We start from the raw sequence: 15,580 nt of genomic DNA on the forward strand, positions 1-15,580 counted from the left end.
CAGTGAGCTCCGTTCACAATTCTTGGGGAAGTTCGGAACGCGTTGTGCGCATTTCGAGGGAGGTTTGGCCCGGCTGCACTCCTCACTTGGACAGGAAGGTGAGCAGGTCGGGGCGAGTCAGCACGGCGACGGGCTTGCCGCCCTCTGTCACCAACAACGCGTCGGCGTCGGTGAATGCTTCCCGCGCGGACGCGACCGAGTCATTGGCACCGATCAGCGGCAACGGGGGTCCGGTCAGACCGCTCACCGCACTGGTCAGGCTGGCCTCCCCGTGGAAGACCGCATCGAGCAGCGCCCGCTCGGTGAGCGAGCCCTTGACCTCTCCCATGACGACCGGCGGCTCGGCGCCGAGGACGACCAGCTGACTGACGGCATACTCCGCCATGATGTCGATCGCGTCGCGGACCGTGTCGGTCGGGTGCACGTGCACCAGATCGGGCAGCCGCCCGGTCTTGGCCGAGAGCACGTCCCGGACGGTCTTCTCCTCCTCGGCGACCGGGCTGAAGCCGTAGCTGCGCATCCACCCCTCGTTGAAGATCTTGCCGAGATAGCCCCGGCCGCCGTCGGGCAGCAGCACGACCACGGTGTGCTCCGGCCCGAGGTCCTTGGCCGCCTTGAGAGCGGCGACCACCGCCATGCCTGAGGAGCCGCCGACGAGCAGGCCCTCCTCCAGCGCCAGGCGGGTCGTCATCGCGAAGGACTCGGCGTCGGTGACCGGGATGATCTGATGCGGCACGGTCGTGTCATACGCGCCCGGCCACATGTCCTCGCCAACCCCCTCGACCAGGTAGGGCCGCCCGGTGCCGCCGGAGTAGACCGAGCCCTCCGGGTCGGCACCGATCACCGTCACGTCACCCTGCTCCCGCAGGTAGCGGCCGGTGCCGGAGATGGTCCCGCCGGTGCCGATACCGGCGACGAAGTGGGTCACGGTGCCGTCGGTGTCCCGCCAGATCTCCGGGCCTGTCGACTCGTAGTGCGAGGCTGGGCCGTTGAGGTTCTCGTACTGGTTGGGCTTGTAGGCGCCCTCGATCTCCTCGGCGAGCCGGTCGCTGACGGAGTAGTAGGACTCGGGGTGCTCCGGCGGCACGGACGTCGGGGTCACCACGACCTCAGCACCGTAGGCCTTGAGCACGTTGATCTTGTCCTCGCCGACCTTGTCGGGGCACACGAAGATGCACTTGTAGCCGCGCTGCTGCGCGACCAGGGCCAGTCCCACACCGGTGTTGCCGCTGGTCGGCTCGACGATGGTGCCGCCCGGCTTCAGCTTGCCCTCGGCCTCGGCCGCGTCGATGATCTTGATCGCGATCCGGTCCTTGACCGACCCGCCGGGGTTGACGTACTCGATCTTGGCCAGGACCGTCGCAGCGAGGCCCTCGGTCACGTGGTTGAGCCTGACGAGCGGCGTGTCGCCGATCGTGTCGAGGATGGTCTCTGCGACGCGCATCAGTGGTTGCTCCCGGGTCGGTGGATGCTTGACCCCAGCGTAGGTGACGCGAGCTCTCAACCCCGCCCCGGCATACAGTCGGTCAGGGCCACCCCCTGACGGGCGCTGTTCGGCATCTGGACCCGCCGCTCCCTGCAGCACCGAGTTCAGAGGGTCGTGGAGGACGATCTATCGCTCCCGGTAGAGGTCCACCAGACTTGGCTGGGGGCAGTCCTCGAAAGCCCCTGGGTCTTCAGCCGTGTAGGGAGTCCACGGCGCACTCCCCACACCCTGAAGGCTGGCCAGGTAGGTCTCCACATACGTCTCGACAGACGGTGGGTCCGTGTAGTGGTAGCCATGGTCCTGAAGGCAGTCGACCACCTCGAGGTTCAGGGCATAGAGCGACTGCAACTCAGATTCAGAGGGAGGGGGCGGCGGGTCCGGCTGACCACCTGCCGCTTGTGCGCATTGATCGTAGGCGGTGTTCAGATCTGACGCCTGGGGCTGGACTCCATCTGGGGGCCGTAATCGTCGGACACCATTGCCCTCTGCGTTGAGTTCGGCGGGGAAACCATTCTCCGTCAGACAGGTCGCCATTGAGGAATAAAATCCGCGGAGAGAACTCTCATAGCTGAGTCGCTGCTCTCCGATTCCTGCGTCCTCGTTGTGTGGGCTTCCAGCACAGCCCGCAACGACTAGTGCCAACCCGATGACGACGGCTCCGCGCATTGTTAAGTGGGTCGGCCAGACCCGATGGTCAGGTCGTGCAGGTGGTGGGTGTCGTTGACGAAGGCGACTTGGACCCCGCCGTCGGGCCAGAACTCGAAGGCTGTCAGCGAGGCCGGCGCAGTCGCGATCGACCAGGCGCGGTTGGTGTCGATGCCCAGGACCTGGGACAGCACGACCATGACGGGCAGCCGGTGGGTGGCCACCACCACCGTGCCCCCGCGCGCGACGGCACGGGCCAGGGCCTCGGTCACCCGTCCGATCAGCTGGGTGCGGCTCTCCCCACCCGGACGGCTGTATGCCGGATCCTGGCGCAGCGCGAGCAGGTCCTGCCCCGAGTGGGTCACCAGATCGGCCATGGTCGCACCGTCCCAGTCACCGAAGGCCTGCTCGTCCCAGTCCCGGTCGATCTCGGGCGTCAGCCCGAGCGCCTCGGCGACCGCTCCCCCGGTCTGCATGGCGCGGGTGAGGGACGAGGTGATGACCTGCACGGTCGTGGGTCCGGAGCGGTCGATGAGGCGCTTGACCGCCCCCGCGGCTGCGCTGGCCTGAGCCAGGCCCTCGTCATTGAGCGGCGGGTTAGCGCCTCCACGACCATCGAGCTTGTGGCTGCGGGTGAAGTCGGTGACGCCGTGCCGCACCAGGATCAGCCTGCAGGAGCCCTCCAGGGTCGGGTCGGTCTCGGTGCTGAAGACCTGCTCGCCGACGGGGGCCTTGACCTCACCGAAGGTGGGCTGCAGCGTCGGCGGACGATCCGCGGCCCGGTCGACCTGGTGGTCCAGGCGCACGGTCTCGCCGTCCATGCCGGCGTTGGACAGGGCGTCGGCGGCAGAGTTCTCCTCGCGCGGGATCCAGGTGTAGCTCACCTGGCCACCCGCAGCATCGATCTGTCCGGCCAGCTCGCGGGCCTGGCTGGCCAGGCTCTTCATGTCCTCGTGCTTGATCTTCCAGCGGCCGCTCATCTGCTCCACGACCAGCTGTGAGTCCATCCGCACCTCGATCGTGGCGTCCGGCGCCAGTCCAAGGTGCAGGACCGCGCGCAGTCCTTCGATCAGACCGGTGTACTCCGCGACGTTGTTCGACGCCGTGCCCAGCGGCCCGGCGCGCTCGGCCAGCAGGGTGCCGTCACTGTCTCGCACCAGCGCGCCGTAACCGGCCACTCCGGGGTTGCCCCGGGACCCACCGTCGGCCTCGACGACCACGCGCCGCCCCGGACCCCCTGGCATACTCACAAGCCAGACTCGGGCGTGCGCACGAGGATGCGGCGACACTCCTCGCAGCGCAGCACCTCGTCGTCCGCGGCAGCCCGCATCCGGGCGAGGTCGACGTTGTTGAGCTCGAGTTGGCAGCCTCCGCACCGCCGCTGTTGCAGGGGCGCGGCACCGGTGCCGGACTGCGCGCGGATCTTGTCATAGAGCGCCAGCAGCTCGGCGCTGATGTCGGCCACGATCGCCTCGCGTCCCCCGGCGACCTCGGCCCGGTCGGCCTCGAGGGCTCCGGCCTTGGCGTCGCGGCTGCGGGTGACCTCGGCCGTCTCCGCCGCCAGTGCCTCCTGGTCGGCCTGGGCGCGAGCGACCTCGGCGTCCAGCGCCTCGGCGCGCTCCATCACCTCCAGCTCCTCGTCCTCGAGGGTGGACTGCCGGCGGGCCAGCGACTCGATCTCGTGCTGCAGCGCCTGCATGTCCTTGGCGCTGCCCGCACCAGAATCCAGCCGCTGCTGGTCGCGGGCGGCCCGGTCGCGGACCAGCTGCACATCCTGCTCGGCCTTGACCAGCTCACGCTGCACGTCGCCCCGTGCGGTGGTGGTGCGCACCACCTCGGCGTCGACGTCACCCGCGCGAGCGGTCAGTGCGGCGAGCTCGGCGTGCTCGGGCAGACTGCGCAGCTGGTGATCCAGCTGGTCAAGCCGGGTGTCGAGGGCCTGCAGCTCCAGCAGTCGCTGCTGGTCGGTGGGGTCGGCTTTCACGCGAGGTCTCCTGCGTCGTTCGTGTGTGGTCCGCTCAGCGGGTCCTGCTCCGGTCCGGACGCTCCGAGGACGAACTCCCACGGGTCGGTCCGCACCTGCGAGACGTGGACCTCCAACCTAGCCGCAGCACCGGCCAGTTCCGCCATCAGGCGGCTGGCGAGTCCGGGCAGCCACAGGGACTCGCTGGCGAAGTGTCCGGCGTCGATCAGATAGGGCGTGCCCCCGGTGAGGGAGGCCTCCTCACGCGCCTCAAGAGCCGGGTGGTGGCGCAGGTCGGCGGTCACGTAGACGTCTGCGTCGGCAGCGCGGACCGCGTCGAAGGAGGAGTCGCCTGCCCCGCCGAGGACGGCGACCCTGCGGACGGCGCCGTCCGCAGGCCCTGCCACCCGGATCCCTCCGGCTGTTCTCGGCAGGTTCTCGTGCAGGCGCCGGGCGAACTCGGCGAGGGTGGTGGGGGCGGGCAGGTCCCCGACCCGGCCGAGCTCCTGGCCCTCGGTGATCTCCAATGCCTCGGTCCGGGTGAGGCCGCAGGCGTCCGCGAGTGCCTGCCCGACGCCGGGATCAGCCACGTCGGCATTGGTGTGGGCGCAGTAGAGCGCGATGTCGTTGACCAGCAGCTCGGTGACGGCCACGCCCTTGGCGGTCGTAGTGGCCACCGAGTGGATGCCGCGCAGCAGCAGCGGGTGGTGGGTGATGATCAGGTCCGCTCCCGCGGCACGGGCCTCCTCGATGACCGCCAGTGTGGGGTCAACGGCAAGGTGGATGCGGCTGACCGGTTGGTCGAGGTCACCTGCCACGAGCCCCACCCGGTCCCACGACTGGGCGGTGTCCAGGGGGTGCATCCGCTCGAGCACGGCGACCACGTCGCGCAGGGTGAGCTGGCCGGTCTCCGGCGTTGTCTCGGCTGTCTGTGTCACCCCGCCCATGCTAGGTGGCACAATGGTGCGCCGCAGCGCCGCGTCGGGACCTCCGTGCGGTGCCCGCAGGGGCCTGTAGCTCAGTTGGTAGAGCACCGCGTTTACACCGCGGTTGTCGTCGGTTCGAGCCCGGCCGGGCCCACTCGGTAGATCTTCTCCGTGCCCGCCGTTCTCCCCGCCACCACCTGGTCCCCGCCACCACCTGGCCCCCGTCATCACCTGGTCCCCGTCATCACCCGGAGCCACATCAACCACCTGCGGCCGTTCCCGGTGATCACCCACCCGCAGTGGACACCTGGTCCTTGGACACTATGCGCTGCCCCGGCATACGGACCATCCCCTCAGGGATCGCTACGGCAGGCGGTCCGTATCTCGGGGCAGCGCATAGTGCGCGTACTCCGCCTGTGCTCAGGCCGGGCGGACGGGGTCCCCAGACTGACGGACGGAGTCCCCAGGCTGACGGACAGGGTGCCCAGATTGGTCAGTGCGCAGCGGCAGGAGCCTGGGCCACCGTGCCGGTGACGGACCCGACCCGGGGACGCGGGTCAAGGTGGATGCTCGCCAGCATGCACCTGACCGAACCGCCAGCCAGCTCGATCGTCGGGACATCGAGGGGAAGCAGCGTGCAGCTGCGCTCGATGACCTCGCGCTGCTGGTCAGTGAGCGAAGCGGCTGCGCGGGTGGAGAGCGCCAGGAATCGGCGCCCATCGTCGCCCTCGAGCTCGATGGCGTTGCCGGCGAAGTCGTGGATCTGCTGGTCACTCAGCTCCAGAACGTGCCGGTTGCCGCGACGTCCGCCGAGCCGCTCGGTGATCTCCGCGCGGCGGTCGGGGTCGGTGATCATCGACAGTCCGATCAACACGAAGTCCGAGGCGATGCACATGAGCACGTTGGTGTGATAGACGGGTGTCCCGTCCCGGTCGGCGGCGTCGAAGGCCATCGGCTCATACCCGAAGGCGGTGCAGAACCGCTCCAGCACCACCGGGTCCGCGCGGCGGGAACGCGCGGTGTAGGCGATCCGTGACAGGTGGTCCAGGACCATCGCTCCGGTGCCCTCGAGGAAGATGTTGTCGTACTCCAGGCCCGAGTAGTCGAAGACGTCCTGCACGCGGTAGCGAGCCTTGAGCATCTCCACGATGTCCGGCCTGCGCTCCGTGCGCCGGCTCGGGGCATACATCGGGTAGAGCGCCACGCGCCCGCCGGCATGGGTCGAGAACCAGTTGTTGGGAAAGACGCTGTCCGGCCGGGTGGCGTCCTCGTCGTCGAAGAGGTGGACGGCGACACCGGCCGCCTCCAGCACCTCAGCAGCCCGCGTCACCTCCTGGAAGGCCCTGGTCGCCAGCTCCTCGGGGTCTCCGATGGCCGCCACCTGGAAGGCGTTGTCCGCGGCGGTGTCTGGGTTCGGAGTGAACCGATGGGGGCGGATCATCACCACGGCACCTGGGGCCTGGACCGACATTGACACCTCTCTCGCGATTGACGGGGCACGCTTTGCCAGCGCTGCTGACAGGAGTGTCCCACCCCACGCGAGGCGGAGCGGAATCTGCCCCTCAGAGGTCCTTGACCGCGGCGTGCAGGACTCCGATGTCGCGCTGCTCACCGGGGCCGTTGACCAGGCTCCACGCGACCCGCATCTGCTGGTCCACCAGGAAGGTCCCGCGCACCGCCGTGCCGGAGGTCTGGTCAAAGACCCCATAGCTCCGGGCGACGTCGCCGTGTGGCCAGAAGTCGGACAGCAACGGGAACCGGTAGCCCTCGTGGGCGGCCCAGGCAGCCTGCGCGTGCCGGGGGTCGCAGGAGATCGCGTAGACACTGACGTGGTCGTTGACGAACTCGTCGACGTTCAGCGAGATCTCCAGCAGCTCGCCGGTGCAGATGCTGGAGAAGGCGAACGGGAAGAACACCAGGAGTGCGTGCCGGTCCCGGACGACCTCCGAGAGGGTGACGGCCGCCCCCGTCTGGTCGGTCAGCGTGAAGTCCGGCGCGGTGTCACCAACGACGGTTGGTGTCTCCGCGACAGTGTCAACGGTCATCGCCGGCCCACCAGTCGCTGGGCGTGCCACTGGTCGCCGCCCTCGAGCGGCACGGCACCACTGGCCGTCAGCCCCGCGGTGTTGCATGCCTCCTGCACGTCGTGGGCGGCCACGCGGTCATCCCGACCGCTCCCAGGGGTCACCAGCGCGATGAAGCCGCCGTCCTCCAGCAGCGCGAGACTGTCCACGAGCTCGTCGGTCAGGTCGCCGTCACCCTCGCGCCACCACACCAGCACGGCATCGACGACGCCGGTGTAGTCCTCTCCCTCCAACGGGCCTCCGACCACCGACTCCACCAGGGCCCGAAAGCCCTGGTCGACGTCGTCGTCGTAGCCGTACTCCAACACAATCTGGTCGTGTGCGAAACCCAACTTGTCCACCGCTCCACCCTGGGGGCGGTTCCCTTCGTCAGCCATAGTGCGCACAGTCCACTAGAGAACGCTGGGAGAGGCAAGACGCGACACGCGGCGCACCTCAGGGGCGGGGACAGAGGAGGGGGTATGACGCATGGTCTGGTGGGCATGGACGCATCGGTCCACGGTGGTGGGGTAGGCCATGCAACCACCGTACCCGGCGTGCGAGGATGACTGAAGGAGAGTTGCTGCTCGCAGCGGAAGGAACGTCAGTGACAACCAACAAGCCGGGTCCCATCGTCAACGGGTTGCCCAGTCAGATTCCCGACACCGACCCCGAGGAGACGCAGGAGTGGCTGGACTCCCTGGCGGGTGCGATTGACTCGGGCGGGCGGCGCCGCGCGCGCTACCTGATGCTCAAGATGCTGGAGCGTGCCCGGGAGTCGCAGGTCGGCATCCCGTCGCTGACGACCACCGACTATGTCAACACCATCCCGCCGGAGCGCGAGCCGTGGTTCCCTGGCGACGAGGACGTGGAGCGGCGCTACCGCGCGTGGATCCGCTGGAACGCCGCGGTCATGGTGCACCGTGCGCAGCACCCCGACATCGCCGTCGGCGGACACATCTCCACCTACGCCTCGGCCGCCACGCTGTATGAGGTCGGGTTCAACCACTTCTGGCGGGGCCGCGACCACGAGGGCGGCGGGGACCAGATCTTCTTCCAGGGGCACGCCTCCCCCGGCATGTATGCCCGCGCGTTCCTCGAGGGCCGCCTCGAGGAGGAGGACCTGGCCGGTTTCCGTCAGGAGAAGTCGCACATCGTCGACGACAAGGTGCGGGCCGTGCCCTCCTACCCGCACCCGCGGAGCATGCCGGACTTCTGGCAGTTCCCGACGGTGTCCATGGGTCTGGGCCCGATGAACGCGATCTATCAGGCACAGTTCAACAAGTACCTCCACAACCGCGGGCTGAAGGACACCTCCCAGCAGCACGTCTGGGCGTTCCTGGGCGACGGGGAGATGGACGAGCCCGAGTCGCGCGGCCTGCTGCACGTCGCGGCCAACGACGAGCTCGACAACCTCACCTTCGTCATCAACTGCAACCTGCAGCGTCTCGACGGCCCCGTCCGCGGCAACGGCAAGATCATCCAGGAGCTGGAGTCCTTCTTCCGCGGCGCCGGCTGGAACGTCATCAAGGTCGTCTGGGGCCGCGGCTGGGACGAGCTGCTGGCCGCCGACCCCTCCGGCGCGCTCGTCAACCTGATGAACTCCACTCCCGACGGCGACTACCAGACCTACCGCGCCAAGGACGGCGGCTTCATTCGCGACCACTTCTTCGGTCGCGACCCGCGCACCAAGGAACTGGTCAAGGACTGGTCCGACGACCAGGTGTGGTGGGCCCTGAAGCGCGGCGGCCACGACTACCGCAAGGTCTATGCCGCCTACAAGGAGGCCATGGAGCACACCGGTCAGCCGACCGTCATCCTGGCCAAGACGATCAAGGGCTACAGCCTCGGCTCCAACTTCGCCGGGCGCAACGCGACCCACCAGATGAAGAAGATGACCGTCGAGGACCTCAAGTCCTTCCGCGACGGGCTGAAGATCCCGATCACCGACGAGGAGCTCGAGAAGGACCCCTACGCGCCACCGTTCTACCGGCCCGCGGAGGACGACCCCACGCTCCAGTACATGAAGGAGCGCCGTGTTGCGCTCGGGGGCGGCCTGCCCAAGCGGCAGCCGGAGAAGGCACGTCAGCTGGCCCTACCCGGCGACGACACCTACAAGGTCGGCAAGAAGGGCTCGGGCAAGCAGCAGATCGCGTCCACGATGGCCTTCGTCCGCATCTTCAAGGACCTGATGCGCGACAAGGAGTTCGGCAAGCACATCGTGCCGATCATCCCGGACGAGGCGCGGACCTTCGGGATGGACAGCTTCTTCCCGACCGCCAAGATCTACAACGTCCACGGCCAGAACTACACCTCGGTGGACGCCGAGCTGATGTTGGCCTACAAGGAGTCCGAGTCAGGCCAGTTGTTGCACGTGGGCATCAACGAGGCCGGTTCGGTCGCTGCGCTCACGGCCGCCGGCACGTCCTACGACACCCACGGCCTGCCGATGGTGCCGTTCTATGTCTTCTACTCGATGTTCGGTTTCCAGCGCACCGGGGACGGCCTCTATGCCGCGACCGACCAGCTGGCGCGCGGCTTCCTGATGGCGGCCACCGCCGGTCGCACGACGCTCACCGGTGAGGGCCTGCAGCACGCCGACGGCCACGGTCACCTGCTGGCCTCCACCAACCCCGCAGTGGTGGCCTACGACCCGGTCTACGCCTATGAGATCGCGCACATCGTGCAGGACGGCATCCGCCGGATGTATGGCGAGGACCCCGAAGACGTCCTCTACTACGTCACCCTCTACAACGAGCCGATGGTGCACCCGCCCGAGCCGGAAGACGTCGACGCCGAGGGCATCCTCAAGGGAATGCACCGCATCGCCGAGGGCGGCGACGGCAACAAGAACGTGCGGTTGCTCGCCTCCGGCGTGGGGGTGCCCTGGGCCCTGGAAGCACGCGAGCTCCTCGAGCAGGACTGGGGCGTGACCGCCGAGGTCTGGTCGGTCACCTCGTGGACCGAGCTGCGCCGCGAGGCGATGCGGTGTGACGACGAGCGCTTCCTGCACCCCGAGAACGAGCGCCGCATCCCCTATGTGACCCAGCGCCTGTCCGAGGGCACCGGTCCGGTCATCGCGACCAGCGACTCGATGCGCGCCGTGCAGGACCAGATCGCGCCGTGGGTGCCGGAGGACTACTACTCCCTCGGTGCCGACGGGTTCGGGTTCGCCGACACCCGGGCCGCAGCCCGCCGGTTCTTCCACATCGACGGGCCCTCCATGGCGGTCAAGGCGCTGCAGATGCTCGCCGACCGGGGCGAGATCGACGCCGCCATCCCCCAGCAGGCGATCGAGAAGTATCAGCTGCACGACGTGCGCGCCGGCACCAGCGGCGTGACCGGCGGCGACTCCTAACCCGGCAGAGACGGGCCGGCGCGACAGGCTACACCTGTCGCGCCGGCCCGTTCTCACTTCCCAGACCCTGGGTGCGGGTGAGCGCCTGCACACCCAGGTCGGTGTGGTCGGTGAAGAACCCGTCCACACCGGCCGCCAGGTGCGCGCGGATCTCGGTCACCAGGTCGCCTGCCGCCGTGGGGTCACCGCCGGGGGACCGCAGGTCGGTCGGCAGGAAGGTGTTCTCCCTGCGGAAGGTCCACGGGTGCACCCGCAGGCCCGCGGCGTGCGCGTCAGCGACCAGCGAGGTCGGCCGGCCCAGGCTGCCGTCCGCCTCGCGGCCGATCACCAGGTCCTTGTGTGGGCCGATCGCATCGACCCAGCGGGCCAGCTCTGCCAGCCCGGACGGGGTGAGCAGGTCACCAAAGCTGCGGGAGTCACCAGCTGCGACAAGGTCGTAGGGCGCACCGACACACTCCACGAGGAAGACGAGCGGCGCGCGGGCGCCGAGGTCCCGCAGCGCGACCAGGCTGCCCAGCTCGAAGGACTGGAGGTGCACCGGCGCGTCCGAGCTGTTCAGCCCGGCCGACTCCAGCGCCGCCACCAAGGGTTGCTCCAGGGCCAGCCCGAGCTCGCGGAAGTAGGTCGGGTGCTTGGTCTCCGGATACACCCCGATCCCCCGGCCCAGCTCCGCGGACAACCTGGCGCGGAGGTCCAGCACCTCCACGAGGGTGGGCACGGTGAACTGCCCGTCGTATGCCGTGGTGCCGGGTCGCAGGTCGGGCAACCGTTCGCGACAGCGCAGGGTGCGCAGCTCCGCGAGGGTCAGGTCCTCGGTGAACCATCCGGCGACCGACTGGCCGTCGATGACCTTCGTGGCGTGCCGGTCGGTGAACTCCGGGTGGTCGGCGATGTCGGTCGTCCCCCCGATCTCGTTCTCATGGCGGACCACGAGGTGCCCGTCGGCCGTGCTGACCAGGTCGGGCTCGAGATAGTCAGCACCCAGGCGGGCGGCCAGCTCGTAGGCGGCCAGTGTGTGTTCTGGACGCTCGCCGCTGGCCCCGCGGTGGGCGATCAGGAGAGGACGGTCGCGGTCGGCCCCACGAGGCAGGTCGGGGCGCTCAGGCACGGGACGAGCCGGTGGACGGGATCCGGTGTCCGAGCCCGACGTCATGGAGATGGTGGGCCAGATCGTGCACGAGATAGCGGCCCAGGCTCAACGCCGTGAACTCCGCCCCGTCGGAGCGCCGGGTTGTCCGCCCCCACGGGTCTCCAGACGTGTCGGGCGCCTCTCCCGCAGCGCGGTCCAGTCCGGGCACGTGCGCCGCACGCCTGCCGTTGCCATAGCGGGCGAGGACAGCCACGAGCGCGGCACTCCGCTCGGGGATCTCGCGGGCGATCGCCTCTGGGTCCTGGCTGGCGTAGTCCCCCTCCACCGCCGCGACGTCCTGGTCCCAGTTGGGCAGGGTCGGGTCGTCCTGGGCCAGCACCAGCTCGAACCGCTGGGCGAAGAGGTCGAGCACCTCGTGAACATGACCGGCGTACTCCAGCGGGGACCACGTGGCGGGCTCCGGACGCTGCTCGACGTCGGCACCGGCGAGCACGTCCTTCCACGGCGCGGCCAGCGCGGGCAGGAGCTCGGCCAGGTCCGCGGCTCCCACGCTCGAGGCGTCGAAGCCACACTCCGAGCAGCGTCGTCGTGTGGTCCAGGTCCAGTCCTTGGTGTCGGGCACGATCGGGTCCTCGCTCATAGCCCGAACCTACCGATGCCCCGGCGACCGCGGCGCGGCGCCGTGCCCGCAGTGGGCTCGTGCCTGGGCAGCGATTGTGCAACGCCCACAAAGCAGGTGATGCACGTCGCGGCGCTAGAGTGCGCGGATGGAGCGCGACCCAGGCACCGAGCGGGAACCCGTCCTCCGCAACATCGGGACCGTCGCGACCTTCGCTGCCCAGCGGATGGACCGCGAGCACCGGTGGTATCGCGAGCTGTCGGCCGAGAACCGCTCCTGGGTCGCCCTGGTGGCCCAGGCCGGCATCCACGGGTTCCTGACCTGGTATCGACAGGACGACGACTCCCTCCCCGTCACGGCCGACATCTTCGGCACCGCCCCGCGGGAGCTGGCACACGCGATCACGCTCCGCCAGACGCTCGACCTGGTGCGCACCACCATGGACGAGGTCGAGGAGCACGTCGAGCTGCTGGCTCCTCCCGGGGAGGAGACCCGAGTGCGCGACTCCCTGTTGCGCTACTCCCGTGAGGTCGCCTTCGCCGCGGCCCAGATCTACGCCTCGGCCGCCGAGTCACGGGGTGCCTGGGACGCCCGGCTGGAGTCCCTCGTCGTCCACGCGGTCGTGCGCGGCGAGGCCGACGACACCCTCCAGTCCCGGGCCGCTGAGCTGGGGTGGGAACAGGTCACGGACGTGGCCGTGGTCGTCGGTGCCACCCCGCAGCGGACCAGCGCGGAGGTGGCTGCAGCCGTCCGCTCGGTGGCAGCCACGAGCGGGCTGGAGGTGCTGATCGCGGTGCAGGGCCAGCGACTGATCCTCGTGCTGGGCAGGCTCACCGACCCGATGTCCACGGCGGAGAAGCTGGTCGGCCAGTTCGGGTCCGGCCCGGTCGTGGTCGGTCCGCGGGTGCCGCACCTGTTCGCTGCCGGCCGCTCCGCACGGTCAGCGCTCTCCGCCCTGGACGCAGCCGCCGCCTGGGTTGAGGCGCCGCGCCCGGTCCTCGCCGACGACCTGCTCGCCGAACGCGCCCTCAACGGGGACGGTCCGGCCCGGCGCCTGCTGATCGACCGGGTCTATCGGCCGTTGGCCCGGCACGGCGACCTCCTGGAGACGGCCACCGCCTACCTTGAGTGCGGTGGCCGGCTCGAGGCCACCAGCCGGCAGCTCTTCGTGCACCCGAACACGGTCCGCTACCGGCTCGGGCGGATCGCCGAGACCATCGATCTGGATCTGACCCTGCCCCGGGAGGCCTGGGTTGCGCGGGTCGCGCTCGCCTACGGCCGCATCGCCACGCAGGCCCAGGTGGCGTGGCGCCGTCCAGCCGAGGGACCGAGGTTGTAGGTTTCCTCCAAGAAACGCACGGAGATGTCGTGGCAATCGATGTCGCCGGTCACGACCGGCGAACGGGAGAGTGGAACTCGTGCTTGTGATCGTCGCGCCCGGACAGGGCTCCCAGACTCCCGGCTTCCTGACCCCCTGGCTTGAGCTGGACGGCTACCGGGACCGCCTGGAGTGGCTCTCTGCCGTCGCCGGAATCGACCTGGTCGCGCACGGCACGACCTCCGATGCCGACACCATCCGTGACACCGCGGTCGCCCAGCCCCTCCTGGTGGCTGCCGGCCTGACCTCACTTCCAGCGCTATTTGCGGACCCCGCCGACGCCGCACTGGTTGGCGCCTGGGCAGGGCACTCGGTGGGCGAGCTCACCGCGACAGCCGCCGCGGGGGTGCTGAGCCACGAGCAGGCGGTCGTCCTGGTCCGGGAGCGCGGGCGGCTGATGGCCGAGGCCGCGCAGGCCACCCCGACCGGCATGAGCGCCGTGCTCGGTGGCGACCCCGACGAGGTGATCAGCGTCCTGGACCAGCACGGGCTGACCCCGGCCAACATGAACGGTGCGGGACAGATCGTCGCGGCCGGCACCATGGACCAGCTCGCCGCGCTCACGCAGACGCCCCCCACGCGGGCACGCGTCATCCCGTTGCAGGTGGCCGGAGCTTTTCACACCCACCACATGGCCAGCGCCGTGGATCAGCTGGGACGCTACGCTCGGGCCATTGAGACCCGCGACCCACACACTCCGCTGGCTTCCAACGCCGACGGCGCGATCGTCAGCTCGGGCCGCGACGTGCTCAGCCGGTTGGTGAACCAGGTCAGCAACCCGGTCCGTTGGGATCGGTGCATGGAGACCTTCGCCGGCCTCGGTGTCACCGGACTGATCGAGCTCGCGCCGGCCGGCACGCTGACCGGCCTGGCCAAGCGCGCACTCAAGGGCGTCGAACTGCTGGCCCTGAAGACCCCGGACGACCTCGAGGCCGCCCGTCGCATGATCCGCGAGCACGGCAGCGCCGCGAGCAATCCTCAGGAGGACACACAGTGACCGCCCAGCCAACAGTCAAGCCCGACCAGCCGATCCTCACCGTTCCCGAGGGCCCGCGGCACGCCCGCGTCCACGGTGTCGGTGGCTACCGCCCGGAGCGCGTCGTCACCAACGAGGAGATCTGCCAGTGGATCGACTCCAGCGACGAGTGGATCCAGCAGCGCTCCGGCATCCGGGAGCGCCGGTTCGCCCGCGAGGACGAGACTGTGATCGACATGGCCGAGGCGGCCTCCCGTGACGCGATCGCGATGGCCGGCATCAGCCCGGACCAGATCTCGGTGGTCCTGATGGCGACGGTGACCCACCCATACCAGACGCCGGCCGCAGCTCCGATCCTGGCCGACCGTCTGGGCACCAGCGGTCCGGCCGCCTTCGACATCTCCGCGGCGTGCGCCGGCTACTGCTACGGCATTTCCCTGGCCAACGACATGGTCCGCGCAGGCAGCGCCGAGTATGTCCTGGTCGTCGGCGTCGAGAAGCTGTCGGACTTCACCGACAAGCACGACCGCGGCAGCGCCTTCATCTTCGGTGACGGCGCGGGCGCCGCCGTGGTGGGCCCGTCCGACTTCCCCGGCATCGGCCCGACGATCTGGGGCTCGGACGGTGAGAACTGGGACAAGATCATGCAGAAGGAACCGTGGACGGGGCTGCGGGCCGGCATGACCTCCGCGGAGGCTGGCGCCGTCGAGTGGCCACACTTCGCGATGCAGGGCCAGTCGGTCTTCCGCTGGGCGGTCTACACCATCGCCCCGGTGGTCGACAAGGCGCTGGCTGCAGCCGGCATCGCCCCGCAGCAGCTGGACGCCTTCATCCCGCACCAGGCCAACATGCGGATCACCGACGCGATGATCAAGCACATCGGCCTCCCGGAGGACATCCCGGTCGCGCGCGACATCGCCGAGACCGGCAACACCTCGGCCGCCTCGGTCCCCCTCGCGACGGCACGCATGCTGAGCGAGGGCGAGGCCCCGCACGGCGGCCTGGCCCTGCAGTTCGGCTTCGGCGCCGGCCTGGTCTACGCGGCCCAGGTCATCGTCCTGCCCTGACCCACCAGT

General features: G+C 69.5%; 13 protein-coding genes and 1 tRNA gene. 5 read left to right on the forward strand and 9 right to left on the reverse strand.

The genetic code is table 11. The annotated features are described in order from the left end of the window. Positions 1–82: 82 nt before the first annotated feature. The 4 genes from DPQ65_RS03435 to DPQ65_RS03455 all read right to left on the reverse strand — a co-directional run bounded on the left by DPQ65_RS03435 (position 83) and on the right by DPQ65_RS03455 (position 5,041). The gene (locus DPQ65_RS03435; RefSeq protein WP_114905990.1) at positions 83–1,444 is read right to left on the reverse strand and encodes a cystathionine beta-synthase; all 1,362 of its coding nucleotides are present in this window, start codon (positions 1,442–1,444) and stop codon (positions 83–85) included. Between the two features lie 710 nt (positions 1,445–2,154). Beyond that, positions 2,155–3,375: a bifunctional RNase H/acid phosphatase gene (locus tag DPQ65_RS03445; RefSeq protein WP_114905992.1), complete on the reverse strand. Its 1,221-nt coding sequence runs from the start codon at positions 3,373–3,375 to the stop codon at positions 2,155–2,157. A 2-nt stretch (positions 3,376–3,377) separates the two neighbouring features. Beyond that, entirely contained in the window at positions 3,378–4,115 is a 738-nt protein-coding gene (locus DPQ65_RS03450; protein WP_114905993.1) for a zinc ribbon domain-containing protein, read from the reverse strand. Next, positions 4,112–5,041, reverse strand: a complete 930-nt coding sequence (locus DPQ65_RS03455) for a Nif3-like dinuclear metal center hexameric protein (protein WP_114905994.1) — start codon at positions 5,039–5,041, stop codon at positions 4,112–4,114. Before DPQ65_RS03455 ends, DPQ65_RS03450 begins: the two co-directional genes overlap by 4 nt. Before the next feature lie 60 nt (positions 5,042–5,101). On the opposite strand from DPQ65_RS03455, the gene DPQ65_RS03460 reads away from it, so the two are divergent. Beyond that, positions 5,102–5,174: transfer RNA gene (locus DPQ65_RS03460), tRNA-Val, on the forward strand. Positions 5,175–5,513: 339 nt separating this feature from the next. Here DPQ65_RS03460 and ctlX read toward each other — a convergent pair. The 3 genes from ctlX to DPQ65_RS03475 all read right to left on the reverse strand — a co-directional run bounded on the left by ctlX (position 5,514) and on the right by DPQ65_RS03475 (position 7,445). After that, a complete protein-coding gene (ctlX, locus tag DPQ65_RS03465) occupies positions 5,514–6,491 on the reverse strand; it encodes a citrulline utilization hydrolase CtlX (protein WP_114905995.1) in 978 nt (325 codons plus the stop codon). Between the two features lie 91 nt (positions 6,492–6,582). Next, positions 6,583–7,065, reverse strand: coding sequence for a peroxiredoxin (locus tag DPQ65_RS03470; protein WP_114905996.1), 483 nt, complete (start codon positions 7,063–7,065; stop codon positions 6,583–6,585). Further along, positions 7,062–7,445 carry a DUF3052 domain-containing protein gene (locus tag DPQ65_RS03475; protein WP_238146659.1) on the reverse strand — a complete coding sequence of 128 codons (384 nt, stop codon included), beginning with the start codon at positions 7,443–7,445 and terminating at the stop codon, positions 7,062–7,064. Before DPQ65_RS03475 ends, DPQ65_RS03470 begins: the two co-directional genes overlap by 4 nt. A 203-nt stretch (positions 7,446–7,648) precedes the next feature. Between DPQ65_RS03475 and aceE the strand changes: the two genes are divergently transcribed. Beyond that, positions 7,649–10,441, forward strand: coding sequence for a pyruvate dehydrogenase (acetyl-transferring), homodimeric type (gene aceE, locus DPQ65_RS03480; RefSeq protein WP_114905998.1), 2,793 nt, complete (start codon positions 7,649–7,651; stop codon positions 10,439–10,441). A 28-nt stretch (positions 10,442–10,469) separates the two neighbouring features. Here the strand turns inward: aceE and DPQ65_RS03485 are convergent, their stop codons facing one another. Together DPQ65_RS03485 and DPQ65_RS03490 are read right to left on the reverse strand one after the other, a co-directional pair. Beyond that, positions 10,470–11,549 carry a glycerophosphodiester phosphodiesterase gene (locus tag DPQ65_RS03485; RefSeq protein ID WP_238146660.1) on the reverse strand — a complete coding sequence of 360 codons (1,080 nt, stop codon included), beginning with the start codon at positions 11,547–11,549 and terminating at the stop codon, positions 10,470–10,472. After that, complete coding sequence (locus DPQ65_RS03490; RefSeq protein WP_114906000.1) at positions 11,542–12,171, reverse strand: DinB family protein; 630 nt, start codon at positions 12,169–12,171, stop codon at positions 11,542–11,544. The genes DPQ65_RS03485 and DPQ65_RS03490 overlap by 8 nt, the downstream gene beginning before the upstream one ends. Before the next feature lie 127 nt (positions 12,172–12,298). On the opposite strand from DPQ65_RS03490, the gene DPQ65_RS03495 reads away from it, so the two are divergent. The 3 genes from DPQ65_RS03495 to DPQ65_RS03505 all read left to right on the forward strand — a co-directional run bounded on the left by DPQ65_RS03495 (position 12,299) and on the right by DPQ65_RS03505 (position 15,571). After that, positions 12,299–13,489, forward strand: coding sequence for a PucR family transcriptional regulator (locus DPQ65_RS03495; protein ID WP_238146661.1), 1,191 nt, complete (start codon positions 12,299–12,301; stop codon positions 13,487–13,489). A gap of 79 nt (positions 13,490–13,568) precedes the next feature. Next, complete coding sequence (locus tag DPQ65_RS03500) at positions 13,569–14,525, forward strand: ACP S-malonyltransferase (RefSeq protein ID WP_114906001.1); 957 nt, start codon at positions 13,569–13,571, stop codon at positions 14,523–14,525. Beyond that, entirely contained in the window at positions 14,522–15,571 is a 1,050-nt protein-coding gene (locus DPQ65_RS03505) for a beta-ketoacyl-ACP synthase III (RefSeq protein WP_202862990.1), read from the forward strand. The genes DPQ65_RS03500 and DPQ65_RS03505 overlap by 4 nt, the downstream gene beginning before the upstream one ends. Positions 15,572–15,580: the final 9 nt, after the last annotated feature.

The sequence above is a fragment of the Ornithinimicrobium murale genome (assembly GCF_003352835.1).
Classification (GTDB): domain Bacteria; phylum Actinomycetota; class Actinomycetes; order Actinomycetales; family Dermatophilaceae; genus Ornithinicoccus; species Ornithinicoccus muralis.

Coding starts and splice junctions, on each gene's coding strand:
- ctlX (WP_114905995.1), bottom strand. CDS start 6,491: ATGTCGGTCCAGGCCCCAGGTGCCGTGGTGATGATCCGCCCCCATCGG.
- DPQ65_RS03435 (WP_114905990.1), bottom strand. CDS start 1,444: ATGCGCGTCGCAGAGACCATCCTCGACACGATCGGCGACACGCCGCTC.
- DPQ65_RS03495 (WP_238146661.1), top strand. CDS start 12,299: ATGGAGCGCGACCCAGGCACCGAGCGGGAACCCGTCCTCCGCAACATC.
- aceE (WP_114905998.1), top strand. CDS start 7,649: ATGACTGAAGGAGAGTTGCTGCTCGCAGCGGAAGGAACGTCAGTGACA.
- DPQ65_RS03455 (WP_114905994.1), bottom strand. CDS start 5,041: ATGGGCGGGGTGACACAGACAGCCGAGACAACGCCGGAGACCGGCCAG.
- DPQ65_RS03445 (WP_114905992.1), bottom strand. CDS start 3,375: ATGCCAGGGGGTCCGGGGCGGCGCGTGGTCGTCGAGGCCGACGGTGGG.
- DPQ65_RS03470 (WP_114905996.1), bottom strand. CDS start 7,065: ATGACCGTTGACACTGTCGCGGAGACACCAACCGTCGTTGGTGACACC.
- DPQ65_RS03490 (WP_114906000.1), bottom strand. CDS start 12,171: ATGAGCGAGGACCCGATCGTGCCCGACACCAAGGACTGGACCTGGACC.